The sequence below is a fragment of the Streptomyces sp. BoleA5 genome, assembly GCF_000373665.1.
Classification (GTDB): Bacteria; Actinomycetota; Actinomycetes; order Streptomycetales; family Streptomycetaceae; genus Actinacidiphila.
In genome coordinates this window covers 82,783-108,575 of the sequence record NZ_KB892094.1, presented here as the reverse complement: position 1 = coordinate 108,575, position 25,793 = coordinate 82,783, and the positions used below count along the sequence as shown (strand labels likewise).

The window sequence follows — 25,793 nt, the reverse complement described above, 5'->3', positions numbered from 1 at the left end:
TACGACCATCGGGGTGATTGGGAACCTCGCCCGAGCGACCGATCAGACTGTCCCCCGGTTGACGGGATGTGCTGACCACCGAGCCCACCGGGTCACGGCCCGCCACGTCCCCGGCCGCCGTCGCCGCCTCCGGCCGCACCAGTTGGAAGCGGCTCGCCCTCGTCATGGTGCCGACCGTCGCCGCCGCGGGCGCCGTCGTCGCGAGCCTGGCCACCGGCGCGCTCGCCGCCTCCTTCGGGGTGTCCGCCAACTCCTTCACCGTCGCCGGAGAGAGCTTCCAGATCTCCTCCTCCCTCCTGGAGGGCGACGGCTTCGTCCAGTTCGGCGTCCTCGACCGGGGCCGTGACGCGGTCTACCCGGAGGCGCTCTCCGCCGTCCGCCGGGCCACCCTGCACGACCTGTGCCAGTCCGTCGTCCAGCCGGTACCGGTCATCGGCCCGGTCACGCTGCGGCTGACCGCGGACCCGGCGAGCGCCGACCGCCTCATCGCGGACACCCACGACATCAAGGGCGACGCCGTCTTCGAGAACATCCACATCGGCCAGGACGCCTCGACGGTGGACCAGGTCCCCGGCGTCCGGGAGCCGGCCGGGGCCTTCGCGCAGCAGGCCACGACCATCCGCATCCGCGACCTGCGGCAGGAGAACCGGTCGGTCAGCGCGGCCACGTTCCGGCTGCCGGACCTGCACGTGCAGGTGCTGCGCGGCGACCACTCCTGCTTCTAGGAGACGCCGCCGTGACCCGCATGCTGAGCCGCGCCGGAGCCCTCCGTTCCCGCTTCCGCGCCTGGCGCCGCAGCCGTCCCTTCTGGGCCGGCCTATGGACCCTCCTCGCCGGGGTGGAGATCCTCTCCATCCCGCTCGCCCCGCTCTCGCTCATGATCCACGAGGGCATCGCCGGTGTCTCCGGCCTGCTCATGGGCGTCTTCCTGGTCGTCCTGGGCCTCACCCTGTGGCTGGCCCCGCACTACCGCGCCTTCGCCGGCATCGCGACCCTCGTCTTCTCCGTCGCCTCGCTGGTGCTGTCCAACTTCGGCGGGTTCCTGATCGGCTTCCTGCTGGGCGTCATCGGCGGGGCCATGGCCGTCAGCTGGGTGCCGGACGGGGACGACGGCCGCGGCGGGCGTTCCCGGCCGGTGCCCGACTGGGGCGGCGGAGGCGGCGCCGCGGGGCCCGCGGTGGGCGCTCCGCAGGGCGGCACCCCGGCGAGCACCCCCGATGGCACCCCGCCCCCGGCGGTCCCGCCGGCCGCCCCCGCGGGCGGCACGGAGCAGGCGCCTCCCACGGCCTCGGGCTCCGGCTCCGGCTCCGGCTCCGGCTCCGGCTCCGTTGACGGCAAGGACACGGCGGCGCTCCGCTCGGCCGTCCGCACGCAGGCCGTCCGCAACCGGGCCGTAAGGCTGCGGGCCATCGGCGCCCTCCCCGTCGGCGGGGCGCTGCTCGCCGGAGGCCTGCAGCCGATGGCTCCGCTGGCTCCGATGGCCATGGCCCACGCCGCCGGTGCGCCCAGGGGCGACGGCACCGCCCGGTCCGCCAAGGGCTACCGCAGCGCGGGCGAGGCCGTGTGCGACGTACTGGACGGCCTCTACCACGCCCGCAACCCCACCGCGCACGGCACCGGAACCGCCACGGGCAAGTCCAGGAACCGGGCCCCGGGCGGGCTCCACGCCGGTATCGAGGCGCAGGCCCCGCTCCCGGTCCGCGGCACGCTCGACATCTCGCCCGGCGGCACACCGAAAGGCGCCGGGCCCGGCCCCGTACCGTCCCAGCGCGCGGCGCCGCAGCAGCCCTCGGGCGGGCTGCTGGGAGCGGTGGGCGACCTGCTGGGGCTGCGGGGCAGGCAGCCGTCCGCGCAGGCACCGGCCCCGCGGCGGCCGGGCGCCATCCCCTACGCGCCGCCCGCACCCCGCGCGGGAGGGTCCACGCGGCGTACGCGGCCCGAGGTCCCCGCGCCGTCAGCGGGCACCCCGCCCACCGGCCTCCTGTCCGGCAACAGGATCGGCCCCGACTCGCTGCTGGACCTGGTCGTCCCACGCCGCCCCTCCGACGGCGGCATGGACGAACCGCTCTCCCTGCTCCCCGCCCGCATCCGCCTGGGCACCCCAGACTCCCCCTGGTGCCTGCCGAAGGTCTCCCTGGAACTGTCCATCGCCGCGGCGGGCTACCGCGACCGCGTGATCACCGCGGAGCAGCCGTTCCGCGTACTCACCCCGCTGCTGGTCCTGACCGGGCTGACGTACCACGGCATCACCGCCGTCCCCACGCGCGCCGGCGCCGAACGCGTCCTGGTCTTCACCGCCTGGCGCGCCGACATCGCGAGCCTGCGCCAGACGGCGGCCCTGCTCTCCCCCGCCTGCGCCCGCCGCCACGCCCGCGACTGGACGCCACCCTTCCACGGCCTGCCCGGGATCGGCCTGCCGCTGCTTGACATCGGGCTGCCCGGCATCGGGCGCGTCTCTCCCGAGCCGCCGCCGTGGGCCCCCTGCCAGGGCGAACTCGAAACGGACGCCCGGCCCTGGAGCACCACGACCGCCACCGGGCGCCCGGTCGTCCTGCTCACCCGGGTCCTCAGCGGCAACCTCCTCGGGCTGCTCCCGGTCACGTTCACCCCGGACATGCCGCCTCCGCTGCCACCCGGGCTGACGATCCCCATCCCGCTGTTCTTCACGCAGGCAGTGGCCTACAACCAGCTGCTGACCGCGCACCGGATCACGATCCCCGGCATGCACCAGCAGGCGTCGGCGTCACTCCGCTGACTGGCACACGACGGCGCTGGCCAGCAGCACGGCGGTCAGAGCGGTGACGACGAGGGCCCTACGAACAACGGACATGGCACACCTCAGTACAGCGGCGGACTGATTCGAGCAGGCCATAACTTACCGTCATCACGGCACCACTCAACGTCACGGCGCCGTGGGGAGCCATCCGCCAGGGCTACGAAGTCCGTTGACCCCGGACCTGGATCCCGGCGAGCAGCTCGCGCGTGGCCGCCGCCACGGCGTCCACCGCCTCCTCGAAAGCCTCCCGGTTGTGCGCCGCCGGCGCCCGGAACCCGGAGATCTTCCGCACGTACTGCAGGGCCGCGGCCCGGATGTCCTCGTCGCCGACCTCGGGCGTCATCGGCGGGCGCAGGGTCTTGATGCTTCGGCACATGGCTCCAGTGTGCCCGCGCCCACTGTCAGGCCCACCCCGCGCGCGGCCGCCGGCCCCACCACCAGCCGCCCGCACCGCCCGGCGCGGCCGCGTCCTCCACCGTCAGCTCCATGTACCGGCCGTCCACCTCCCCCAGCGACTCCCCGAACAACTCCGCGACCGGCCCCGGCAGCCTCCGCACCAGCCCCGCCACCCCGTCCCGGCACACCAGCTCCCCCCGCGCCGCGCCCTGCCCGGTCTCCAGCCCCCGCACCACCCGCTCCCACGCCTCCAAATGCCCCCGCGCCTCCCGCAGCACGCTCCCCTCCACCTCCCACAACGCCTCGTCCACCTCCCCGTACGGCGCCCTCCGCAACGCCTCCATGGCCCGCTCGAACCCATCCGTGACCGGCGTCTCGCTCTGCCTCATGGCCCCATGCTCCGCCCGCACGGCGAGTGCGTCGCGCACTGCGCGCCACACGTGTCGGTCGCCCCTTGGCAACCGGATGCAGCCGGCTGCCCTCGACCCTGGGGGCTCCTCGGCTCGGCCGCATACATCGAACACAGGGCAGCAACCCCATGGGCACGAACAGGCCGCGGACGCCTGGACCTTCTCCGCCATCGCTGCAGGCTGATGGCCTAACTCCTGTTGCAGAACTGATGCTTTAAGGTTCCTGCACCACTCCCCCGAGCGACCTTCTGTCACCGGCACGCAACACCACGTATCGCGTCGACCGGGGACCACGTTTCCGATGCGTACGTAGGCAGCAAGCATCGGAGTGCCAAATGAGCCGTAACGAGGACCGCACCTTCCCTGCTCGACGCGCTTTCGGCGGACGCGCCAGGCAGTGGGTCGCTTTGACGTCGACGGCAGTCACCGCCCTGGTGGCCACGGCTTCGCCAGCGTCGGCCACTGCGGTCGGATACGGCAAGGTTGGAAGCTTCTGCTTCGACGTGAAGGGCGTACAGCTCTGCGCTCCAGGCGCCACGATCGGTCACGTCATCAAGGGAAATGGCCTAAGCATCACACGGGAAGAGGCGTCTGTTCAGGACATCTTTGGCGCCGACTCCGCAGGTGGAAAGTGGTGCAACTGGCGAATCGACTGGCGCTACTCGGACACCGACGGCAAGACATACCTCATTCGGCGGGGTCCCATGCACCACTCGTGCACATTCATGAAGTCCGTAGGGCGTGTCGACGACTCTAGGCGGACGTTGAAGCACTACGGGAAAGCATGCGCTGACTTCTTTGCCAGCGGACAGAAGCGCGGAACCCAGTGCCACAACATCGTCAAATGAGCGAGGCGGAACCCCATGACCGATAAGTCGCCGAACGTACGGACGAGCCGCCTACTGCGTTGGCTGCTGATGGCCGGACTCAGCTACATGTTCGCGATGTTCATGGTCCTCGGGGGCCTATCGTTGCTGCCGAAGCGCACTCAAATGACCGTGTCCGAGTCGGCGGTTGGCTGGCTTGTGCTGGGTGTCGGCGCGATCCTGTTCGCCTTGATCGCCAACAAAACAAAAAGCCGCAGGCGGTCCTGACCCCCGGCGCAGACCCCCTCAGGCCCGCATCCACTCCCGGGTGCCGAACGAACCGCAGGAGCCGGAGGCGACCGTGGCCGCGAAGGCCAGGGCGGCGTCGAAGGTCGGCGGGGTGAGGCGGGTCGTGATCTGGGTGGCGAGGTGGTGGGCGAGGGCGCCGTGGAGGACGTCGCCGGCGCCGAGGGTGTCGACGACGGGGGCGACGGCCGGGACGGGAACCTGGCCGCCGGGCCGGAGGATGGGGGACGCGCCCTGCGTCACGGCGGTCCAGCGGACACCGGCGTCGTGGAGGAAGGCAAGCGCCTCGGCCGGAGTGGCGGTGCCCGGGGGGTGGAAGTCGGCCGAGCAGACGGCGACGTCGACGTAGGGGAGCAGGGTGGGCGTGGCGGGGCGCCAGCTGCCCGCGTCCAGGAGGGTGGGGACCCCGGCCGCGCGCGCGAGGCGGGCCGCGGGAACGGCGAGGGCCGGGTGGTGGGCGTCGACGAGGACGACGTCCGCGTCGCCGACCAGGACGGAGAGGTCTCCCGGCGGGGAGACGGAGGGTCCCGAGGCCGCGTTGGTGGAGGCGACGGCGCGGTCGCCGGTGGCGGCGGTGACCAGGATCGTGGAGACCGCGGGGGGTTCGGGGGAGTCCGCGGTGAGGTTGATGACGTCGACGCCGAGCGCCGCGAGGTCCGCGTCGATCGCGCCGGCGAGGGGATGGCCGCCGAAGGCGGTGAGCAGGACGGCCTCGCCGCCGAGGTGGGCGAAGGTGGCGGCGGCGCCCGTGGCGGGGCCGCCGGCGGCGACGGTCTGGGCGCGGGCGGTGAGTTTCTCGTTCGGGGCCGGGACGTGGTCGACGAGCGTGATGACATCGAGAGTGCAGAGGCCTACGAAGAGTGCGCGCATGGGCGCATAGTGGCAGCAGGGGGCGTGCGTTTCCCGTCTTACGCGCCTCCTACGGGTGGGGGTGCACCATTTTTCCGCGAGACCCGACGCGCAGAGCGTCGGTACCACTACGCTGAGTGCTCGCAATGGTGCGCGGGGAATGCCGTGAGCAGGAGGACCGCATGGGGAACGCGCGACCAGGTGGGGCGGGTCCGGCGGACGTCGAGGTGGTGCTGGCCAGAGCGCAGAACGCCTTCGACGTCGACGACCGCGTGCTGGGACGGCTGGCGACCGCGCTGATGGGCTGCACGGAGCTGGCGTCCTTCCGCCAGCGCAAGGGCCCGCCGCGCCGGCTGAGCCGCAGGACCTTGCGGCACTCGTTCCTGCTGGCCGACGGCAGTACGCAGATGCTGTGGGAGATCGAGCACAACACCGGCCCCGGCGGCGACGAACCGCTCTACGAGGTGTACTCGGACCCGGACGCGCTGGCCACCGCGCAGCACATGATCGACGCGCGCTTCGGCGAACCCTCCCCGGAGGAGCTGGAGGCGGAGGCGGCGGACTGGCTGGCGCGGCTGCCGCAGCTGGCGATGGACCTGACGCCCGGGCCCCGGCAGTACACGGAGGACCACTCCGCCGAGCACGCGTGGCGGGTGCTGCGGCGCGCCGAGAACACGGACGTACCGGGCGAGGAGCTGCGCAGCCGGCTGGGTTCGGCGGTCGGCCACGACATCGCGTACGTCACCGGGCGGCACACCAGGATCGGCACCGGCCGGGTCGCCGGCTGGACGCTGTACGAGCACGCCTTCCTGCTGGAGACCGGCGAGGAGATCAGCCTCTGGGAGGTCGAGCACACGATGACCCCCGACGGGCGGCCGGTCTGCGAGGTCTACGCCGACGAGACGGCCGCCTGCGACTCCGCCGACGTGCGGCTGGAAGGTCTCTGAGCGCGTTCCGGCCGGGTTCGGACCCGGCTCCGGCCGGGTTCCGGCCGGGTTCCGGCCGGGTTCCGGCCGGGTTCCGGCCGGGTTCCGGCCGGGTTCCGGATTGCGGCCGGGGTGCAGCCGGAGGAAATTGGGGCATAGGCGTGTCGGTGGGAGGCGGGAGGTTCCCATGCCGGTCCTGGCGGAGGTCGAGTTCCCCGGTGTGACGGCCCTGCAGTACGAGGAGGCGAACCACCGTGCGGGGTTCGGGCCCGAGCATCCTCCCGCGGGCCTGCTCGCCCATTCCGCCGTGATCACCAATGAGGGGCTGCGGCTGGTGAACGTCTGGCAGTCCGCCCAGGCGCTCGAGGCCTTCATGGAGATCATGATGCCCGTCGCGAAGGAGTCCGGTTTCCCGGAGCCGAGCGGGCCGCCGAGGATCTCGGAGCTCTACAACTTCGTCGTCCCGTAGACACGGACCGGCGGCCCTGGATGACGGGGGGTGTCACCAGGACCGCCGGAGTTCGTGTGGTCGTACGGGGCCGTTCACGGTCTGCCGCGAAGAGCCGCGGCCGTTCGCGTCCCGGCCGGCCGCCTCAGACGGAGAGGCCCTTGCTGCGCAGCCAGCCCATCGGGCCGATCGGGTCGCCGCCGCCGGGGCGCACCTCGAGGTGCAGGTGCGGACCGGTGACGTTGCCCGTGGCGCCGACCCGGCCGATGGTGTCACCGGTGTCGACCTTGCCGGAGGTGACGATCATCGAGGAGAGGTGGCAATACCAGAGCTCGGTACCGTCGTCGAGGGTCAGGATGATGCGGTAGCCGTACGAACCGGCCCAGCCCGCCTCGGTGATGGTGCCGCTGTGGATGGCCTTGACCGGGGTGCCGGTCGGGGCGGCGAAGTCCTGGCCGGTGTGGGTGTTGGCCCACAGCGAGCTGGACTCGCCGAAGCCGGCGGTCAGCGTGTACGAGGAGACCGGCTTGACGAAGCTCTTGGCGAGCGCGGCCAGGCGCTCGGCCTCGATCTTCTTCGCGGCCTCCGCCGCGGCCTTCTTCTTGGCGGCGGCCTCGGCGCGGACCCGCTCCTGCGCGGCGGACTTGGCGGCCTTGGCCGACGCCTCCTGCTGTGCGGCGGTCCTGGCGGCCCGGTCGGCGGCGGTCCGCTGCTGCTGGGCCTGGTCGAGGATGCGGTTGCGCAGCGCCTCACCCGCGTCGGGGCTCAGGGCCTCGGCGACCTGCTTGGCCTCGGGGGCGCTGTCGTCCTCGACGAGGGCTCCGATGCCGGGCAGCTGCGACGCGTCGGGCAGATGGGGCAGGGAGACGGGGAGCGGGTTCTTGCCCTCGGCGGTGGCGACCCCTCCGACGCCGAGCACGGCCACGGCCGCGACCCCGAAGACCGCGGAACCGCGGCCCATGGAACGCTGCTTGGCGACGCGGTGCCGGGCGCGACGGGGGCCGGGGGACTCCTCGGTGGGGTTCCACGGCTCGGCCTGCGGGTCCTCGCGGGGTACGCCCTCGGCGTCCCGGGTGCTGCCGAAGGCCTCGAAGGCCTCGATATCCTCCTGCCGCGGGAGGGCGGCAGGGGCTTCGTACGCCTCTGGACCGGCGGCCTCGGGCTGCGCGGCGCCGGCGTCCGGGGAGGGCGTCTCCACGGCGGCGGCCGCGTCGAGCCAGCCGGCGGCCATGTTCCACTGGCCGGTGTCCCAGCCGTCGATGGCGTTCTTCGTCGGCGGTGCCTGCTCGGCGGCCGGGGGATTCCAGCCGGCGGCGATGTTCCACTCGGCGGTGTCCCACTCGGAGTACGCGGTCGCGGACCCCTGTTGCTGTCCGGGTATCAGGGCAGGCTCGTTCGACGCCACGCGGGCGCGCTCCTTTCCTTCCTTCTCGCCTACCGGGTTAGCTGACGGGTTCGGAGCAGGAAGGTCTCCTACGAGGACCGCGAACGGCCCCCGATTCACCCCAGGAAGTGGTTCCCCGGTTCCCGCGGACGGGATTCGGCAAGCGCACGGCGCCGCCCTGTCGGCGGCGGAATAACCGCGCTGCGTTATCGAACGTTAATAGAGGCGCCCGCCAATTCCAAGCCACTCAAGCGAGTTCATGACGGGAATCTATGGGGATGGACAGGGCATAAGCGGACATTGAGCCGTGACTGCCGTGACCTACGGGAAATGTGAGTGTGCATCAGTCGTTATGCGGAAGGGAGTGCCGCGCTCACGAGGAGTGATGGTCACCCCGGGCCCCGGCCGCCGAGCGCGCGCCCCAGACGGCCGCCCAGACGCTCCGCCGACGCGTCGGCGGAGCGGTGTGCCGCGAGCATTCCGTGCACTTCACGCTGCAGGACCCGGGTGAACGTGACGTAGTGCGCGGTCGCCGGACGGGCCCTGGCGGCCTGCAGCGCGCACCACAGCAGGGTCGTGTAACCGGGGGTCGCGGCGGACGGCGAGGGCGAGGGCTCCGAGCCGCGGCCCGCGGGGCGGTCGTAGAACCAGGCGCGGGGGTCGTGAGGATCGTCACAGTTGACATCCCCGGCCCCGTATGCAGAGCGTCGGGCGGGGGCGAAACCCGCGCTGAGCAGGGCATGTTGGGCGCCGCGTCCAGTCAGGAAGCGAATCAGGTCGGCGGCGTCGCCGGGGCGGTCGCTGGTGGCCGCCACGCCCAGGCTCTGCCCGCCGAGGGCGGCGACTCCGGGGAGCCGGGCCACGCCGAACCGGACGCCGGGGGCGAGGGCGGCGTCGAGCCGGTTGTAGGCGTACGGCCAGTTGCGCATCAGCACGCTCTGCCCCTCGGTGAACTGGGCGAGGGTGACCGACTCGTCGGCCTCCAGGGACTCCGGGTTGAGGTTGTTGGCCGCGCCCAGCCGCCCGAGCTCGTCCAGGCCCTCGCGCAGCCCGTCCTGGGTGCCGATGTAGCGGCCGTCGCCGTCGACGAGTTCGACGCCCGCGGTCCAGAAGGTCTCCAGGGTGTTGACGGTCAGGCCCTCGTACGCGCGCAGTTGGGTGGTGTAGGCGGCGTGGCCGAGCGGGCGGACGTCGGCGAGCAGGTCGCCGATCTTGGCGTAGCCGCGCAGGTCCGCGGGACGGCGGCCGGCCTTGGCGAGGTCGTCCGTGCGGTAGTAGAGCAGGCCGACGTCGGTGTTGAAGGGCACGGCGTAGGTGCGGCCCTTCCAGCGCCCGGCGTCCGCGGCCTGGCGCAGGAAGTCACCGTCCACGAGGGCGGGGTCGAGCGGACGCAGCAGCCCGCTGTCGGCGAACTCGGCGATCCAGCTGATGTCGAGGTTGACCACGTCGTACGCGGCGGTACCGGACTGGAAGGCGCCGATCAGCTCGCTGCGCTGCTCGTCGGAGGCGGAGGGGAGCTCGACGAGCCGGGCGGGCCGGTCCGGGTTGCGCCGGTTCCACTGGTCGATCAGGGCGCGCCGGACGCCGGGTTGCCCGCCGGCGGTGAGGTCGGCGTCGCTGGCGACGATCAGCGGCCGGGAGCGGTCGGGTTCCGGGGCCGGGGCGGTGGCGGGGCCGCCGCAGGCCGCGGTGGCCGGCGCGAGCAGGGCGAGCAACGCGAGCAGCACGCCGAGGGCGCGGCGCCGGCGCCGTACGGAGAGCGGGGGCCGGAGGCTGCCGCCCGCGCCTGCGGGGGCCATGGCGGTCATGACCCTCCCGAGGTGAGGCGGGTGATGGTCTCCGCGACCCGGTTCGGCAGGTCCTGCGTGGCCGCGAGGCAGGCGCCGCCGCCCTCCGTCACCGCCTTGTTGAAGCGCAGCGAGCAGCCGTAGCTCTCCAGGGAGACCACCAGCACGGGGACGTCCACGTCCGGCGGCTCCTCGCGGGCGCTGTCCTCGTCGTCGGTGACGAGGACGATCAGGGCGCCGGGGGAATCCGCGAGGGCGCGCGACCAGCGGCTCAGGGCGGCGGCCACGGGGGCGTCCCGCTCGACCGGTGCCAGCGCGCGGATCGCGGCGTCCCGCGCGGCCGCGTCGTTCGGCCCGATCGGCAGGAGGGTGCGGCCGGGCACCGCGGCGATGCCGTACCGGTAGCCGGAGGCGCGGGCCAGCACGGAGCGCACCGCGGGGACGTTGGCGCCGGAGTAGGAGGAGCTGGAGACGTCGACGGCGAAGAGGACCTCCCGCCGGGTGCCCGCGGCCCCGCCGTGGTCCCGCAGTGCGGCCTCGATGTCCCCGCGGCCGGCCGGTTCACCGCCCGCCGGGGGGTCGGCGACGAATACGGCGCTGTCCAGCGGGGTGTCGCCGGCCGCGTCCGTCCCGCTGACGTCCGTGCGGAAGCCCTGCGCGGCCAGCGCCCGCTGCCCCGGGCCCGAACGGAGCCAACCGGCGAGCCGGCGCACCGCCTCGGCCCGGTCGGCGCGGTCGGCCCGGCCGGTCTCCCAGGTCACCGGCACGAGGGTGAGGTCGAGGGGCGGCACGTCGGCGGGGTAGTAGGCGGTGTACGGGTCGGACTGGTTGCCCAGGCAGGGGGGACGGGACTCCAGGGCGGGGGTGACGAGGCCGGCCAGAGTGGACTCGGCGGTGAGCAGCGCCTGTTGGGTACCGCGCCGTTCGACCAGCCAGGTGCGGGCGGAGCAGGCAAGAGCCCGGTCGTCCGCCGGGGGCACGGCGTCGGTGGTGACCCGGGTGCCGGGCCTCAGGTGCAGCAACTGGTCCAGGGCCGCGTCCGAGGAGTGCGGTTCCGCGCTGCGGACGACCACATCCTGCGCGTGGGCGGCGTCCACCAGTTGCTGCGCGGTGCTGCCGGTGCGCCCGACGCCCTCCAGCGAGGTGGTCGCGGCGACGACGGCCGGGGAGTGCGCGAGGGTGACCGGCCGGCCGAGGGCGACGACGCTCTCCGGGCGCCGGGTCTCGGCCGCGACCTGGGTGGGGGCGGTGCCGGCCGCCGGTATCCACACGTCCGGGTGCGGCCCCACGTCCCGCAGCGGCAGCGCGCAGTCCCCGCCGCTCCCGCCGTCCTCGCAGGCGCGTTCCGGTTCGGCCCAGGCGGCGGAGGCGCGGAAGGCGGCGATGGTGCGGTCGGCCGGCGCCGCGTAGACGGTGGTGTTGATCTGGCCGCAGCCCTCGGGCCGGCCGCCGAGTGAGGCGGTGGTGCCGGTGGCCTCGCTGTCCTGGAATACGTCCAGCACGGAGGTGAGCGCGGCGCGCGTCTCCGGCGAGGTGAGCACCCGCAGTTCGAGCGGGGCGGGGCACAGCGGTGCGGGGCGGTGCGCCCACGTCCAGCCGGTGACTCCGGCCGCGAGGAGCGCCAGGGCGGTGCCGGCGCCGACGGCCCGGTGCCACAGCGGCTGGTGGGGGCCCGCCGTCCACGTCCAGGTGAACCCGGCGTACTGGGCGAGCCTGCGCAGCGGCGCCAGCCCGCGGGCCCCGCGGGCTGGGCGCGGGGTGAGCCGGGCCTGGGACAGGACGGTGTCGCCGGCGCTGTTGCTGGAGCGCTCGGTCGGGAACCAGGGGTCGTAGTCCACGCGCTCGTCGAGCGTGGCGGCGTACTCGCCGGCCAGTTCGTGCAGCCGGACCCCGAGCCGCTGCACGGTGACCGGGTCGTACGGGTCGGTGCCCTCGCTCAGCACCCGGACCAGGGCACCGGTGAAGGGCGTCGGGTCGATCCCGTCGCCCTTGTGGATGCGCGAGCCGACCGCCGAGGAGGTGATCAGGGAGAACGGCCGCTCGGGCAGCGGCACCAGACCGGCGTTGCCGGAGTAGCAGCAGTCCAGGACGAGGACGACGCGCTCCGCGCGCGAGGAGGCGAGCAGTCTCAGCAGGTCGCGGTACGGGATGCCGTCGAGACGGGCGCCGTCCTTGGTGGACTCCCGGGTCATCAGGTAGAGCTCGGGCTCACCGCTGCCCAGGTCGACGTAGCCGTGCCCGGTGAAGTAGACCAGCAGCAGGTCCTGGGCCTGGGCGGCGGCGGTGCCGATCAGCCCCAGCGCGCGGTCGCGGGTGCGCGGCTCGGTGAGGGTCTCCACGGTGCGCGGGATGAACCGGCCGAGGCTGCCGGCGACGAGTGCGGCGCGCAGCCGGGCCACGTTGGCCCGGGCGGAGGGGATGTTGGAGAAGTCCCGGGCGTGTTCGTACTGGGACACCCCGATCAGGACCGCCCGCGACCGGGACGCGAACGGTTCGTACGGCATGCCCGCCGGACCTCCCCAGGGCCGTCTTCCTCCGGATCTAGTTCTCGAGCGTCTGGCGGATACGGGCCGCCATCGCCTCCAGCTCGCCTCGGGTCAGGGCGTCCCTGCCGGTGAGGACGCACTCCACGTCGCCCGCGCGGACGGTGACGCTGAGCGAGTCGCCGGGCTGGTTGCGCAGGTGGTTGCGCAGGGCGCGGAGCAGCGTGAGCGCGGTGGCCTGCAGGGTCTCCTGGAGGATCATCAGCAGGAGGTCGTAGGCGACGCCCATGCTCTCGTCGGCGGGCCGCTCCCTGCGGACGACCAGCGGCGCCAGTTCCTCGTCGGCCCGCAGCCAGACCTCAAGTCTGCGCAGGTCCTCCGCCGCGTCCTTGCCGCCCTCCAGCTCAATGGTCACGTACGTGTCCATGACGCCTCCCCTCATCCCCAGCTTACGCTGACGTACCGTCATTCACACGACCTATGCGCGGAGTTGTGTGTAACCAGCAGGAAGTCGCGGCGTCCGGGCGGGGCCGGCTGTCCGCCCGCAGCGGTACGGCGGGCCCCGACGCCCGGGTACCCCCGGTACGGGCGAATCCCCCGGTCCGGGCGACTCCCCCGGTCCTGGAGCACTGGCCAACGGCTGCACGCAGGAGCGAGGCGAGCCCCGCGCCGGGAGTCGCCCCCGGACGAGGAGGGGGCTCGCCGGCCGGCCCTCCCGAGGCGGGCCAATCGACGGGGCGCCCGCGCGGGCTTCCGGGGCGTGGTCGCGGCGCGGGCGGACCCGTACGGCGCCCTCGGCGCCGTGTACGGCCGCGGACGGCGGCACTCCGGCCCGGCGGGAGGCCCGGCGGGAGGCCCGGCCGCTTCCGGGAGCGGACGCAAGGGCCGGACCGCCCGGAGGAGAGCCCTCCCTCCGGGTGGCCGCCGGCCCGTCCGGCCGTGCCGGGCCGCCTCATGATCGGCCGCCCATACTGGAACACATGGAGCACAACGCCGAGCTCAGGGACTTCCTGCGGGCCCGCAGGAACCGGCTGAGCCCGCAGGACGCCGGCATCACCGTCAGCGGTGCGCCGCGCCGTGTGCCGGGGTTGCGGCGGGAGGAGCTGGCGCGGCTGGCCGGGGTGAGCACCGATTACTACACCCGTTTGGAGCAGGGCAGGCACCTGAATGTCTCGGAGGCGGTGCTGGACGCCGTCGCCCGGGCCCTGCGGCTGGACGCGGCCGAGCGCGCCTGCCTCTTCGAGCTGGCGCGGCACCGCACGCCGCCCCGCCGCAGACCGGTGCGGCCGCAGCGGGTGCGCCCGGAGGTCCACCGCGTGCTGGACCTGCTGGGCGACCTCACCCCGGTGTTCGTCATCGGCCGCCGCACCGACGTACTGGCCGCGAACCGGCTGGCCCGCACGCTGCTCACGGACTTCTCCACACTGCCGCACCGCGACCGCAACCTCGCCCGCTTCATGTTCCTCGACGACGCGGCCCGCGACCTGCACCGGGAGTGGGACAAGCACGCCGCCGAGACGGTCGCCGCCCTGCGGCTGGACGCGGCACGCCATCCCGACGACCCGGGGCTGACCGAGCTGGTCGGCGAACTGACCATCAAGAGCGCGGAGTTCCGCGCCTGGTGGGCCGACCACAACGTGCGGCAGCGGTCGCACGGGGTGAAGCTCTACCACCACCCCGTCGTCGGCGACCTCACCCTGTCGTACGAGCATGCGCTCTTCCCCGGCGACAGCGACCAGCTCGTGTGCATCCACACCGCCGAGCCCGGCTCCACCTCCGAGGCGGCCCTGCAGCTGCTGGCCGCGTGGACCGGCTCCGACACACCCGCCAGCGGGTTCCCCGACCCCGAGCCCGACCCCCGGTGACGCCGCGAGGGCGGCACCGGCGTCGCGCCGGTGCCGCCCTCGGCGGGGGTGCCTCAGCAGCCGTCCGGCTTGATGCGGACGATCTGCGGGTCGTGGTCGCTCGCCTGGTCGGCGAACTCCGCGTTGATGTGCACCACGTCGTAGTCGAAGCGGCGCAGCGCCGGGCTGAGCAGGATGTGGTCCAGCGACTGCGAGTTGCCCTCGTAGACGTAGGTGTAGCGCTCCGGCTTCGGCAGCGTGGTCAGCAGGTCCTTCAGCACGCCGCCCGAGGTGAGGGTGGACACCGTGCCGGAGAACTCGTAGTCGTTGAGGTCGCCGAGGACCACGACGTTGGCGTCCCGGTCGGCCGCGAGCAGCGACTTCACGAAGGTGTTGACCTCGGTGGCCTGCAGCTTCCGCTGGGTCTCGGAGCTGCGCACCGGCTGCTGGTTGACGCTGTGCAGCGGCTGGTCGCCGCCCTTGGAGTTGAAGTGGTTGGCGATGACGAAGACCGGCTTGCCGTGGAAGCGGAACTCGCCCACCAGCGGCTTGCGGCTGGCGTTCCACGCCTCGCTGCCCGGATTGATCCGGCCCGGGGAGACCGACAGCTCGACGCCCTCGCGGGTCTTGACCGCCTTGACCGCGGTGGTGGCGTCGCCGCCGGCGCGGTCGGTGAACTGCACGCGGTGCGGGTTGAAGAGGAAGACCTGGCGGATGTTGCCGCCGGGCTCACCGCCGTCGGTGCCGTCCGTGGGGTCGACCGCCCGCCAGCTGTAGCGGGGGCCGCCGGCCGCGACGATCGCGTCGGTGAACTTCCGCAGGGTCTGGTCGGCTGCGACGGTGCCGTCGTCGGTGGCACCGTTGTTGTCCTGGATCTCCTCCAGGGCCACGACGTCGGGCGAGGAGAGGTGGGTGACGACGCCGTCGGCGAGCCGCGCGAACTTGTCGACGGGGTCGGTGGGGTCGAGGTTCTCCACGTTGTACGTGGCGACCGCGAGCTCACCGCCCTTCTGCTTGCGGGTCACCTCGCGCTGCAGGCCCTTGTCGACCAGCGTGCCGAGCTGCGTGGCCTGGAGGCTGTAGCCGCCGAAGCCGTCGTAGTCGATCGCGCCGGTGGTGGTGCCCGCCAGCCGGTCGCCGACGTCGGCGGCCGGGACGCCCGCGCCCGCGCCGATCGACATGACCTTGATACGGCCGGTGTTGGGCTGGTCGTACGAGCCGTACACCGTGCCGCCGCGGCGGGTGGGGTTCTCGTCCGGCTTCACCGTCACCCAGACCTCGTGGTACTGGGTGGTACCGCCGACGACGCGGGCGTCGGAGAACCGCGCCAGCTCGCCCTCGTGGGCCTCGTAGAAGTCCAGCGCGTACCCGGCCGGGTCGAGCGGCAGGCCCTCGATGCTGCCGCCGCCGGCGTCGGGCGCGTACGCCGCCGGGACGGTGGACGCGTCCAGCGTGACCGGCGCGGGCAGGGCGTTGCCCGCCGAGAGCACGGCGGTGGTCGGGGCGGTGACCTCGGTGACCGACTGGCTGCCGGCGCCCGGGTAGTACTCGGAGACCTTGCCGGTCACCAGCACCTTGTCGCCGACGGCGACGGTGGGCGTGACGGAGCCGGTGTAGACGAACACGCCCTCGCTGGTGCGGGCGTCGGCGTCGGCCTCCGGATCCTGGATCCAGTAGCCCTTGGAGCCGGTGGTGCGGACGCCGGTGACGATGCCGGGGACCCGGGTGACCGTCTGGCCCTTGAGCGGGGAGACCCGGGTGGTGCCCTGGATGTCGTGGATCCGGGTGGTGCCGGGCTCGGTCGGCTCGGGGTCGGGCGTCGGGTCCGTGGTGCCGCCGCCCGGGGTCTGCCCGGCGGCGTTGACCGGGGTCGGCGCGCCGGCGGTCAGGTCGGCGGCGTTGTCGTCGGTGTCGGCCAGGGACGCGCCGCGGGCGACGGAGGCGGTGTTGCTCGCGCCGGCCGCGGGGCCGCTGCCCTCGCGCACGACCGCGGTGCCGAAGCCGACGAGGTCGACCACGCGCGGGTCGGCCGTGCAGTCGGCGGCGGTGATGCAGGTCAGCGGGGTGGTGCCGTTGACCAGGGCGATGGTGCCGCTGGTGCCGCTCATCGCGATGGAGCCACTGGCGTCGGCGGCCGGCAGGGGCGTCGTGCCGCCGGTGCCTGCGGACTCCGACACGAGGTAGCGGCCGCCGGGGGCGATCGCCCCGGTCAGCGCGGTCGCCTGCCACTTGGAGGAGGCGGACGGCGAACCGGGCAGGTACTGCACGCTGTAGCCCGACAGGTCGTACGCGGCCGTGCCGGCGTTCGCGAGCTCCACGAAGTCGTTGGTCAGCGTCGCGCCGGAGTTGCCGCCACCGCCGTACACCTCTGCGACGACCGCCTGGCTGGAGGGGGTCGCGTGGGCGGCGGGCAGCCCGGTCAGAACGACGGACGCGGCGATTCCGGTCGATATGAGCGCGAGCGCCGCGGCGCGGTTGCGGTGTCGGCTCGGTCTGGCGATCGGCACGAGGGTTTCTCCTATCGGGGTCCAACTGCCCGTCGACGATGGGCAGCGCACGGCGGACCGGCTCAAGTTACGCGCGTAGAACCAGACATGACAAGGGCGCCGGGGTGAATTCTGCGAGTCCGTCCGGGCGCGCGCCGTGCCACCGGGGCCACCGGTGAGCCCCCTCCGGTGCGCGGGCGCCACCGTTCGGGCGACCCCCCGATGGGTCACCCGGCGCGCCGGGACCGGCAGGGATTGCCACATTGATGACGTCCCGTCAGTAACCGTCGTCCACCTCACCCCCGCGGAGCCCGACGTGCGCCCACCCCCCGGACAGCCCTGCCGCCGTCACCGGCCCGCCCTCGCCACCGCCCTGCTGACGGCCGCCGGCGTCCTGCTCACCCCGGCCCCGGGCACCGCCGCACCGGTGGCCCCCGTCGCCGGATGCGCCCCGGTCGCCTACGCCGGAACCGGCAAGCCCGGCCGCGGCGGCGACGGTGCTGCCGCCACCGCGGCCACACTGCACGACCCGGCCGGGCTCGCCACCGACACCACGGGCCGCCTCTACATCGCGGACTCCGCCAACCGCGCCGTCCGCCGCGTCACCCCGGGCGCGGCGGGCGCCGCGCCCGTCATCACGACCTTCGCGACCACCGACTTCGCCCCGTACGGCCTCGCGGTCGGCCCGGACGGCACGGTCTACGTCTCCGGCGAGGGCAAGGCCGTGTCCGTGCGCCCCGACGGCCACGGCGTCAAGACGCTGCTCACGGAAGCCGGCCGCCACGACGCCGTCGCCGTCGGCAAGGACCGCTCCGTGTACGTCTCGGGCGGCACGGGCGGCGGCCTGCGGCGGATCCCACCCGGCGGCAAGGCCCCGGTCCGCCACTTCCCGGGGGCGACCGTGGGCGCCCTCGCCGCCGACGGGGCCGGCAACGTCTACGCCGTCGTCGACGGCCGCGTCCGGCGCATCGACCACGACGGCCGGGCCACCCCCGTAGCCGGCGCCGCCCGGCTCACCGCGGACGACGTCCACGGCCTCGCAGTCACGGAGGACGGTTCCCTCTTCTACCCGTCCCCACGCGCCCGCACCTCCGGGACCGGCCCGCTGAACCGCCCCTGGGGCACCGCCCTCGCCCCCGGCGGGCGGCTCTACGTCTCCGACCACGCCGCCCACCGGGTCTACGTCGTCGCCCGGCCCGTCCTCGTACCGGGGCGGCTGCGCGTCACGTCCGGCCCGCACGGCCACGCCACCGGCGACGTCCTCAAAGGCGTCGCCGGGAAGGGGACGACCGTCACCGCCCACAGCGAACCCGTGCGGGGCGTCCTCGTCCAGCAGGCCAACGGCCTCTTCTCCTACACCCCGCGCGAGAACTTCTCCGGCACCGACGCGTTCACCGCCACCATCACCGACGCCTGCCGGAACGCGACGACCCGCACCGTCCTGGTGCGGGTCGTCGCCAAACCCCTGCCGCGCGCCGGGTGACGCGCGGCCCCGTCAGCCGCGCGCCTCGGCCACGGCCGCGCCGAGGGCCTCCTTGATGCGCGGGCCGAGCCGGGCGAAGCCCAGCTCCTTCATCGCGGCACGCAGCAGCTCGTCGTCCGAACGCGTCTCGCCGTCACCGTCGATCCACCGCACCAGCGCGGTCAGTTCCTTCGCCGAGTACGCCGTCACGGCCTTCCCCGGCGTGACCGCCGGCTTCCGCGGCCGCCGCGCGGCCGGCTTCGCCTTGGCGACGGCCTCGGGCTCGGGCTCGGGCTCGGGCTCGGCGGCGGGAGCTTCCTCCGCCACCGGGGCCTCGGGCTCGGGCTCCGCCACGGGGGCGGCTTCCTCTGCCAACGGCTCAGGCTGCGCCTCGGCAACCGGCTCAAGCTTGACGGCAGCAGCCTCCTCGACGACCTCCGCCTCGACGACCGGCTCGGGCTCGGCCTTCACCGCGAGAGCGGCCTCAGCCACCGGCTCGGGCTCCACCTCGACGGGCGCCTCCGCCGCAACCGGGGCCTCCGCCACCGGCACAGCCTCCGCCTCGACGACCGCCTCGGGCTCGGCCTCCACCGCGAGAGCGGCCTCAACCACCGGCTCGGGCTCCACAACGGGCTCCGCCTCGACGGGCGCCTCGACGACCGCCTCGGGCTCGGCCTCCACCGCGAGAGCGGCCTCAACCACCGGCTCGGGCTCCACAACGGGCTCCGCCTCGACGGGCGCCTCGACGACCGCCTCGGGCTCGGCCTCCACCACGGGAGCGGCCTCAACCACCGGCTCAGGCTCAGGGTCCGCCTCGGCAACCGGCTCGGGCCCGCCCTCCGCCTCGACGACCGGCTCGGCCTCGACCGCAGCAGCCTCCTGGGCGACCTCCGCCTCGACGACCGGATCCGCCTCCGCGCGAGCCACCCCCTCCGGCGCTTCCGACGCCGACGCGGCGCGCGGTTCGGGGACGACGGGGGTCTCCGTCTCGCCCAGCAGCGCGACGACCTCGGCGGTGTCCGCCCGTCGCTCCCTCAGCTCCTCGAGCACCTCACCCAGCCCCTGATGCCGCAGGCGGTCACGGGTGGCCTTGAGGTTGGGCAGCCGGTACAGCGTGCCCTCGTCCGCGGCGAGGCGGTCGAGCAGCTCGGCGAGTTCCTCGAAGGGGAGGGTGTCCAGCGCGGCCTCGGGGCGCAGGAGGCGCCCCAGTTCGGTGAGCCCGGTACCGGCGGCCTCGGCGGCGCGGGAGGCCTCGTCGAGGAAGTCCGGGTCCGCGGGGAGCGCCGGGCGGCCGGCGCCGCCGAGGGCGGCCCAGTCGGTGCGTTCGGTGGCCGCGGAGGCGAGGGCGGTGTGCACGGCGTCGCGCCGCGGCCGTCCGGTGGCCAGCCCACGCACGCGTCCCCGCAGGGAACGGCGGCGCAGCCAGGCGACCTTCACACCGCGGTCCCGGCGCCAGGCGCCGCTCGCGGTGGCGGCGACGAACTCGTCCAGTTCGGCCTCGGCCACGTCGTACACGTCGGCGTTCAGCGTCCGCAGGGTGAGCCGTACGCGCAGCAGCAGCGACACGGTCCGGCCGCACTCGGCCACCGTACGGGGGATGTCGATGCCCAGGGCCTCGGCCGCCTCCAGGCGCTGGGCGGCGGCGCGCAGCGCGGGCAGGTCGCGGCCGCGCAGTTCCGCGAGGACGGTGGAGGCGGCGCGGGCCTCCTCGGGGCCGGCGACGGTGTCCACGGCGGCGTACCAGGCGTGGGTGTCGCTCGTCAGCGTGAAACCGCCGAGCTCCGCGTAGGCGCGCAGGTCGTCGCGCGTCTCCTCGGGGAGGGAGGCGATGTCGGCGGTGCTGTGCAAGGAGGGTGCGGTCATATGAGGTCCGGTTCCTGGCAAGTGCGGTGGGCGTCGGCGGCGTACGCGCGGCGGAGCGGCCCCGGGCCGGCGTGAGCGTGGTGGCCCCACGATACGGGCGCGGCACACCCCGGCGCACGCGCCCCGTCCGTAACGGCGGGCACGGCGGTACCGCCATGCACGGAGAGAGACGGGCCGGACGCCCCATGTGACCCCGGTGCCGTTCCGGGACTCCTGCGACCCCCGCGACCAAAGGGACAAATTGCATCAGGAGGCAACAGAAGGACTCCGTGGGATAATTCGAAGTGGGCACGAAAGGGATATTTTCGTGATCGACAAGACCGTGTGGGGCGGTTACGAGAGCGGCCGGCCTGACCGGAGCGGCCAGGCCGAGGCGTTCGACGCCATCGGTGACCGCTACGACGAGGCCTTCCCGCACAAGGAGGGGCAGTTCTCCGCCGGCCTGTGGCTCGTGGACACCCTGCCGCCCGGATCCCGTGTACTGGACCTCGGCTGCGGCACCGGACTGCCCACCGCCCGGCAGTTGAGCGACGCCGCGTTCGACGTCGTCGGGGTCGACCTGTCCGCGGGCATGCTCGAACTCGCCCGGACGTACGTCCCCGGCGCCGTCTTCCACCAGTTGGACATCGCCGACCTGCGGCCCGGCGGCCCGGTCCGGCTCGGCCGCTTCGACGCCGTCGCGGCCTTCTTCTCCCTGCTGATGCTGCCGCGTGCCGAGATCCCGCACGCGCTCCGCACGATCCACCATCTGCTCGTCCCGGGCGGGCTGTTCGCCCTGGCGATGGTGGAGGCCGACGTGGACGACTTCTCCATCCCGTTCCTCGGCTTCACCATCCGCGTCTCCGGCTACCTCCGGGAGGAGTTGCTCCACGTCATCGAGTCGGGCGGCTTCGAGATCGTCAAGGAGTTCTCGTACACCTACGCCCCGGCCTTCAGCGACGTACCGCCGGAGGAACAGGTCTTCCTCTGCTGCCGGCGGACCGGCTGAGGCGGGCGGGACCAGGGCGTGGCGCGGCACCGCACCCCCGGCGAGGACCCCGGCCCGGCCGGGGGCGGAGCGGAACGGCCCGAGCGGCACACCCACGGCACCCCCTGGCCCAGGGACGCCGACGCGCCCCGCACGCCCGGGCAGCCGCAGACGGACCGGCTCCGCTACCTCGACGCGGCGACCCGGCGCATCGCCGCCGGCATGGACCTGGACGAGACCCTGCGCGAACTGGACGCGGCGGCCGTCCCCGCCTTCGCCGACGCGATCTTCGTCCATCTGCACGACCCGCTGCTGACGGGGGAAGGGGTCGAGGGCCCGGACGCCGCGGACGACGTCGTCCTGCATCTGCACCCCACCCGGCGGCGCGCCCCGGAAGGGCCCTCGCCGGGGCTGCCGTCGCCGGACGCGGAGGCCGCCGCGCCCGAGCCGCCGCAGATCGCGCTGCGGTGCGTCAACCGCCCCGCACCGCAGGGGGTGTCGGAGTGCGTACGGCTGAGCACCACCGGCCGGCTCACCCGGTTGCTGAGGGAGGGCCGCCCGTGCTTCGGCGACGCGCCCGGCATCGCCCCCGCCGCCGGGGAACTGCTCGGTCCCGTGGCCGGCCCGCCCGGCACGCTGCCGCCGGGCCGCCGCCTGATCATCGCCCCGCTGCACGGCCGCAACCGCCTCATGGGCACCCTCGCCCTGCTGCGCCGCCCCGAGCGGGCCCCGTTCACCGCCGACGACCTGCTGGTCGCCTCGCAACTTGCGACCCACACGGCGCTCGGCGCCCACAAGGCGCTGATGTACGGCCACGAGGCGTCCGTCGCCGACGCGCTGCAGCGCACCATGCTCCCGGCCTCCCTCCCCGAGCCCACCGGGGTCCGGCTGGCCAGCCGCTACCTCCCCGCCTCGGAGACCGCGCGGGTGGGCGGCGACTGGTACGACGCCATCCCGCTGCCCGGCAGCCGCGTCGCGCTCGTCGTCGGCGACGTGATGGGCCACTCGATGACCTCGGCCGCGATCATGGGTCAACTGCGCACCAGCGTGCAGGCGCTCGCCGGACTCGACCTGCCCCCGGACGAGGTCCTGCACCACCTCGACGACCAGGCCCAGCGGCTGGGCATCGAGCACATCGCCACCTGCCTGTACGCGGTCTACGACCCCATCTCGCACCGTCTGCTCATCGCCAACGCCGGCCATCCGCCACCGGTCCTCCTCCTCCCCGGCGGCAAGGGCGAGGTGCTGCCCGTGCCCGCGGGCGCGCCGATCGGCGTCGGAGGCGTCGACTTCGAGACCGTCGAGATGCCCGCGCCCACCGGGGCCACGCTGTTCCTCTACACCGACGGCCTGGTCGAGTCCCGCGGCCACGACATCTGGACCGGGGTGGAGAACCTGCTCGCCCGCGTCCAGACGCCCGGACGCGACCTCGTCCCAACGCCGCTGGAGGCCCTGTGCGACCAGGCGCTCGGCGACCTCGGCCCCGGCGGCTCCCGCGACGACGACATCGCGCTGCTCGCCGCCCGCTTCGACGGCTTCCCCACGCACAGCGTCGCCTACTGGTACCTCGCCCCCCAGCCCGAGACCGCCTGCCGCGCCCGCCGCCTCACCCGCCGCGCCCTGCACCGCTGGGGCCTCGACCCGATGCTGGAGACGACCGAACTCCTCGTCAGCGAGGTCGTCACCAACGCCGTCCGCCTCGCCTCCCGCCCCATCACGCTGCGTCTGCTGTGCACCGACGTGCTGCGCTGCGAGGTCGGCGACGACTCCTCCCTGGTCCCCCGGCTGCGCCGGGCCGGACCGGAGGACGAGACGGGCCGCGGCCTGTACGTCGTCGACCGCCTCGCCGCCCACTGGGGCGCGCGGCGCCTGGGCACGGGCAAGGTCGTCTGGTTCGAACTCCCCATCCCCGACGAGGTCCGCCGCCGCGGCGCGACCCCGGCGTAGGCCGCGCCGTCCCGGCGGCCGTCGGCGTGCGCGTCCGTCGAGCACCTCACCGCGGGGGACGACTTGGCCCCGCAGGCCACCCACCGGGGCCCGGCACCCATCCGGTGGGGACTCGGACATGTCACACCCCTGCCGCGGACCGCCTCCGCCATAAAAGGCAGGGCGAAACGTAATAATCCCGACATGCGCACACACATCGCCGCGACCGCACTGCTGCTCGCCGTCACCGGCCTCGCCCTCGGCGGCTGCGGCTCCTCCTCCGACACCACCGCCACGGCCCCCGAGTCCGCCGTGTCCTCCCAGTCCCCGGTGGCCAGGACCGACCAGGACAAGACCCTGCCCGACGCCGGGATGCCGTCCGCGCTCACGGACGCCGAGCGGGTCACGCTCATCGCGGCCCTCCAGGCCATCAACCCCGACTTCGCCAAGGACCCCGACAAGGCCATCGACGCCGCGCGCCAGCAGTGCAGCGCCATCAACAGCAACAGCGCCCAGGCCGACGCGGAGGCCGCCAAGCGCTTCACCTACCACGGCAACGAGCTCACCGAGGCCCAGGGCAAGGCCATCAACGACGCCCTCAAGCGCCTCAAGTTCTGCGGCGCCTGACCTCGCCGTCCGGGCTCCCGGAACGCCTCGGGCCCCCGTCCGGATGCACTCCGGCCGGGGGCCCTGCGGCGATGCGACGCGGTTGCTACCGCACGTCGACGTAGTCGCCGGTGGCGGAGACCGCCGGGGTCGTCGAGGTGCCCTCGAAGCGGAGGCGCCAGTAGCCGTCGCACTTGGCGGTGGTGGTCGCCTTCACGTTGCCGGACGAGTCCGAGTACACCGTCTTGACGGTCTTGTACGTGCTGGTGCCCGCCTTGCGGAACTGCAGCTCGACCGCCTGCTTGGTGTAGCCCTTGTAGGTGTTGGTCTCCCAGTCGGCGCGGGTCAGCTTGCCGGTCGCCGTGAGGGTCTTGCCCTTGCGGACGGGCTCCGGAGCCGCGTTGACCGTCAGCCGGGAGTAGCGCTGCACCCGGGTCGAGGCGAGGCCGCCCTGGTCGGCGTAACCGACCTGGGTCATGTCGAAGTCGGGGCTGAGCGGGTCCTGACCGTTGAAGGCCATGGCCAGGGCTCCGGCCTTCCAGGCAACGGCGTTCAACCTGGACATGTGGCAGTCCGCCGCCATGGGCGGTATCGCCGCGGCGCTGTCGCTCGTGAAGGGCATCGCCGCGAGGGTCTTCGGCGACCCGAATAGTGCGTCGCTGTCCACCAAGGTCTGACCCGTGACGCCGCAAGACCCGGGCGTATACATCAGCCCGGCGCAGATGTTCCAGGAGATGAGATCGCTGCACGACACCGTGTCCCGTGTGGAGATCAAGCTCGACACCCTGCGCGACGACAACAAGGCCATCACCCCATCGGTGCCCTCGCGGGCGTGGCAGGCGTCGCCACGGCCCTATTCGCCCTACTCCAGCACTGACTGCGCCCCCTGCCCGGCCCATCACGGGTCGGGCAGGGGGCGCTTTCGTGCGTTCAGGCGTCTACCACTGAATGTCGTAGCCCCACTGGATGTCAGCCGCTGACCATCCGATGTCGCGCATGCGCCCTCCCGTTGTGTGCGGTTCTGGGTCGGGGCAACGCTATGGGGATCATGCCGGGGCGGCTAGATCGCATTCAGCCAGGGTGATCAGTCATCGGTCGGCGGCTGGTCGGCGACGAACGTCCCGATGCCGGTCTCGCCCCGCAGCCAGCCCTCGTTCCGCAGGTGGGCAAGCGCCTTCTGGCTCGTCGAAGTGGCGATGCCCAGCTCGGTGGCCAGCTCAAGGGTGGACGGGACGCGGCTGCCCGGCGGGTAGGTGCCGTCATTGATGCGATCGACGACGAGCGCCACGACCTGCTTCCACACCGCGCGCGTGCGATCAAGATCCGATCCCATGGTGGCGACCGTAGGTTCCCGCGCTATGCCGCGCGACCGCAGCAACCCTCGGCAAGGTGCGGTAAGGCGCGGTAAGGTCGAAGCCAAGATGGCCCCCGGCGGCCGCGTCAACGGCCCCGAGGGCACGGCCGACCGAGAAGGGGTCGACATGGCTCACGGTACCGCCCAGCACGCCCCGCGCGTAGCCGCCCAACTGCAGCGGCTTGAAGGGGTCGTCCACACCACCCACCGCGCCTACCTGGACCACCTCGCGGCATGCGCAGCATGCGCCTCCCGACAGACCCGATGCGCTGACGCCGACGCACTGTGGGCCGCGTACACCGCCGCCCGGGCTGGCCAGCGGTGAGCGCCGCCGAGGAGCGCGTCACAGGCACCTGCGCCCGCTGCCAGAAGCACACAGAGGACGGCCGGTCCTACCTGGTGGAGTCCGGCTCCGGGCCGGGCGGCATCTTCGTCCTCTGCGCTGACACCAGGGCGTGCCGGCGACGCGAGGGCGCCGCCAGGCCGCGCATGTACTCCCTGTAGAGCTGCCGCCGGTCTCCGACGGCAAGCACCACGGGAGGCCGACGGCCCGAGACCCCCACCGCAGTTGCCGCGGTGGGGGTCTCGGAATGGTGGGGCGTTCCTTAGTTCGCGCACCCCACCTTGCTGCACCGGCTTTGACAGGCCGTGCAGAGTTCATGGCGTCCCCGGGGCGTGATCACGGTTCCCCATCCGCGGCACTTCTCGCAGCCG

Annotated in this window: 25 protein-coding genes and 1 riboswitch; of the genes, 14 read left to right on the top strand and 11 right to left on the bottom strand. The window is 73.7% G+C overall.

Going from position 1 to position 25,793, the window contains the following annotated elements:
- Positions 1 to 68 precede the first annotated feature (68 nt).
- Positions 69 to 725 (top strand): DUF6230 family protein, encoded by a 657-nt coding sequence (locus B085_RS0110030; protein WP_018558436.1) that lies wholly within the window; start codon positions 69 to 71, stop codon positions 723 to 725.
- 20 nt (positions 726 to 745) lie between these two features.
- The gene (locus B085_RS49985) at positions 746 to 2,755 is read left to right on the top strand and encodes a DUF6114 domain-containing protein (protein WP_234018547.1); all 2,010 of its coding nucleotides are present in this window, start codon (positions 746 to 748) and stop codon (positions 2,753 to 2,755) included.
- Positions 2,756 to 2,933: 178 nt separating this feature from the next.
- Here the strand turns inward: B085_RS49985 and B085_RS0110015 are convergent, their stop codons facing one another.
- Entirely contained in the window at positions 2,934 to 3,152 is a 219-nt protein-coding gene (locus B085_RS0110015; protein WP_018558434.1) for a DUF2277 domain-containing protein, read from the bottom strand.
- A 25-nt stretch (positions 3,153 to 3,177) separates the two neighbouring features.
- On the bottom strand, positions 3,178 to 3,561 hold the full coding sequence (locus tag B085_RS0110010) for a hypothetical protein (RefSeq protein WP_158689707.1): 384 nt from the start codon (positions 3,559 to 3,561) through the stop codon (positions 3,178 to 3,180).
- A gap of 356 nt (positions 3,562 to 3,917) precedes the next feature.
- On the opposite strand from B085_RS0110010, the gene B085_RS49230 reads away from it, so the two are divergent.
- Together B085_RS49230 and B085_RS0110005 are read left to right on the top strand one after the other, a co-directional pair.
- Positions 3,918 to 4,430: a hypothetical protein gene (locus B085_RS49230; protein WP_158689706.1), complete on the top strand. Its 513-nt coding sequence runs from the start codon at positions 3,918 to 3,920 to the stop codon at positions 4,428 to 4,430.
- 15 nt (positions 4,431 to 4,445) lie between these two features.
- The gene (locus B085_RS0110005; protein WP_018558432.1) at positions 4,446 to 4,676 is read left to right on the top strand and encodes a hypothetical protein; all 231 of its coding nucleotides are present in this window, start codon (positions 4,446 to 4,448) and stop codon (positions 4,674 to 4,676) included.
- Between the two features lie 18 nt (positions 4,677 to 4,694).
- On the opposite strand, the gene B085_RS0110000 is transcribed toward B085_RS0110005, so the two are convergent.
- The gene (locus B085_RS0110000) at positions 4,695 to 5,564 is read right to left on the bottom strand and encodes a PfkB family carbohydrate kinase (protein WP_018558431.1); all 870 of its coding nucleotides are present in this window, start codon (positions 5,562 to 5,564) and stop codon (positions 4,695 to 4,697) included.
- 161 nt (positions 5,565 to 5,725) lie between these two features.
- Between B085_RS0110000 and B085_RS0109995 the strand changes: the two genes are divergently transcribed.
- Positions 5,726 to 6,490, top strand: a complete 765-nt coding sequence (locus B085_RS0109995) for a DUF6227 family protein (RefSeq protein ID WP_018558430.1) — start codon at positions 5,726 to 5,728, stop codon at positions 6,488 to 6,490.
- A 166-nt stretch (positions 6,491 to 6,656) separates the two neighbouring features.
- Positions 6,657 to 6,938 carry a hypothetical protein gene (locus B085_RS0109990; protein WP_018558429.1) on the top strand — a complete coding sequence of 94 codons (282 nt, stop codon included), beginning with the start codon at positions 6,657 to 6,659 and terminating at the stop codon, positions 6,936 to 6,938.
- Positions 6,939 to 7,062: 124 nt separating this feature from the next.
- Here B085_RS0109990 and B085_RS0109985 read toward each other — a convergent pair whose 3' ends face one another.
- The 4 genes from B085_RS0109985 to B085_RS41910 all read right to left on the bottom strand — a co-directional run bounded on the left by B085_RS0109985 (position 7,063) and on the right by B085_RS41910 (position 12,998).
- The gene (locus B085_RS0109985; protein ID WP_018558428.1) at positions 7,063 to 8,322 is read right to left on the bottom strand and encodes a M23 family metallopeptidase; all 1,260 of its coding nucleotides are present in this window, start codon (positions 8,320 to 8,322) and stop codon (positions 7,063 to 7,065) included.
- Positions 8,323 to 8,333: 11 nt separating this feature from the next.
- A riboswitch (cyclic di-AMP (ydaO/yuaA leader) is annotated at positions 8,334 to 8,473 on the bottom strand.
- 217 nt (positions 8,474 to 8,690) lie between these two features.
- Complete coding sequence (locus B085_RS0109980; protein ID WP_018558427.1) at positions 8,691 to 10,109, bottom strand: extracellular solute-binding protein; 1,419 nt, start codon at positions 10,107 to 10,109, stop codon at positions 8,691 to 8,693.
- Positions 10,106 to 12,592 carry a caspase, EACC1-associated type gene (locus tag B085_RS0109975; protein ID WP_018558426.1) on the bottom strand — a complete coding sequence of 829 codons (2,487 nt, stop codon included), beginning with the start codon at positions 12,590 to 12,592 and terminating at the stop codon, positions 10,106 to 10,108. Before B085_RS0109975 ends, B085_RS0109980 begins: the two co-directional genes overlap by 4 nt.
- Positions 12,593 to 12,629: 37 nt before the next feature.
- Positions 12,630 to 12,998, bottom strand: a complete 369-nt coding sequence (locus B085_RS41910) for an effector-associated constant component EACC1 (protein WP_018558425.1) — start codon at positions 12,996 to 12,998, stop codon at positions 12,630 to 12,632.
- A gap of 553 nt (positions 12,999 to 13,551) precedes the next feature.
- On the opposite strand from B085_RS41910, the gene B085_RS0109965 reads away from it, so the two are divergent.
- Entirely contained in the window at positions 13,552 to 14,436 is an 885-nt protein-coding gene (locus B085_RS0109965) for a helix-turn-helix transcriptional regulator (protein ID WP_018558424.1), read from the top strand.
- 53 nt (positions 14,437 to 14,489) lie between these two features.
- Here the strand turns inward: B085_RS0109965 and B085_RS0109960 are convergent, their stop codons facing one another.
- A complete protein-coding gene (locus B085_RS0109960) occupies positions 14,490 to 16,868 on the bottom strand; it encodes an endonuclease/exonuclease/phosphatase family protein (protein WP_026250870.1) in 2,379 nt (792 codons plus the stop codon).
- A 349-nt stretch (positions 16,869 to 17,217) separates the two neighbouring features.
- Here B085_RS0109960 and B085_RS0109955 point away from each other — a divergent pair, with 349 nt between their 5' ends.
- Positions 17,218 to 18,384, top strand: coding sequence for an Ig-like domain-containing protein (locus B085_RS0109955; RefSeq protein ID WP_018558422.1), 1,167 nt, complete (start codon positions 17,218 to 17,220; stop codon positions 18,382 to 18,384).
- 12 nt (positions 18,385 to 18,396) lie between these two features.
- Here B085_RS0109955 and B085_RS0109950 read toward each other — a convergent pair whose 3' ends face one another.
- Positions 18,397 to 20,226 carry a hypothetical protein gene (locus B085_RS0109950; protein WP_026250869.1) on the bottom strand — a complete coding sequence of 610 codons (1,830 nt, stop codon included), beginning with the start codon at positions 20,224 to 20,226 and terminating at the stop codon, positions 18,397 to 18,399.
- Positions 20,227 to 20,533: 307 nt separating this feature from the next.
- Between B085_RS0109950 and B085_RS0109945 the strand changes: the two genes are divergently transcribed.
- The 3 genes from B085_RS0109945 (at position 20,534) to B085_RS0109935 (ending at position 23,746) form a co-directional block, all read left to right on the top strand.
- Complete coding sequence (locus B085_RS0109945; RefSeq protein WP_018558421.1) at positions 20,534 to 21,214, top strand: class I SAM-dependent methyltransferase; 681 nt, start codon at positions 20,534 to 20,536, stop codon at positions 21,212 to 21,214.
- A gap of 18 nt (positions 21,215 to 21,232) precedes the next feature.
- Positions 21,233 to 23,140 carry a SpoIIE family protein phosphatase gene (locus tag B085_RS0109940; RefSeq protein WP_018558420.1) on the top strand — a complete coding sequence of 636 codons (1,908 nt, stop codon included), beginning with the start codon at positions 21,233 to 21,235 and terminating at the stop codon, positions 23,138 to 23,140.
- Between the two features lie 183 nt (positions 23,141 to 23,323).
- The gene (locus B085_RS0109935) at positions 23,324 to 23,746 is read left to right on the top strand and encodes a hypothetical protein (RefSeq protein ID WP_018558419.1); all 423 of its coding nucleotides are present in this window, start codon (positions 23,324 to 23,326) and stop codon (positions 23,744 to 23,746) included.
- 85 nt (positions 23,747 to 23,831) lie between these two features.
- On the opposite strand, the gene B085_RS41905 is transcribed toward B085_RS0109935, so the two are convergent.
- A complete protein-coding gene (locus tag B085_RS41905) occupies positions 23,832 to 24,245 on the bottom strand; it encodes a hypothetical protein (RefSeq protein ID WP_018558418.1) in 414 nt (137 codons plus the stop codon).
- Here B085_RS41905 and B085_RS49980 point away from each other — a divergent pair.
- Positions 24,244 to 24,402 carry a hypothetical protein gene (locus tag B085_RS49980; RefSeq protein ID WP_018558417.1) on the top strand — a complete coding sequence of 53 codons (159 nt, stop codon included), beginning with the start codon at positions 24,244 to 24,246 and terminating at the stop codon, positions 24,400 to 24,402. The two genes, B085_RS41905 and B085_RS49980, sit on opposite strands and share 2 nt — an antisense overlap.
- Before the next feature lie 407 nt (positions 24,403 to 24,809).
- Here the strand turns inward: B085_RS49980 and B085_RS0109920 are convergent, their stop codons facing one another.
- Positions 24,810 to 25,058, bottom strand: coding sequence for a GntR family transcriptional regulator (locus B085_RS0109920; RefSeq protein ID WP_026250868.1), 249 nt, complete (start codon positions 25,056 to 25,058; stop codon positions 24,810 to 24,812).
- Between the two features lie 148 nt (positions 25,059 to 25,206).
- On the opposite strand from B085_RS0109920, the gene B085_RS0109915 reads away from it, so the two are divergent.
- Entirely contained in the window at positions 25,207 to 25,404 is a 198-nt protein-coding gene (locus B085_RS0109915) for a hypothetical protein (protein ID WP_158689705.1), read from the top strand.
- Complete coding sequence (locus B085_RS0109910; protein ID WP_018558414.1) at positions 25,401 to 25,583, top strand: hypothetical protein; 183 nt, start codon at positions 25,401 to 25,403, stop codon at positions 25,581 to 25,583. Before B085_RS0109915 ends, B085_RS0109910 begins: the two co-directional genes overlap by 4 nt.
- The last annotated feature ends 210 nt before the right edge of the window (positions 25,584 to 25,793 follow it).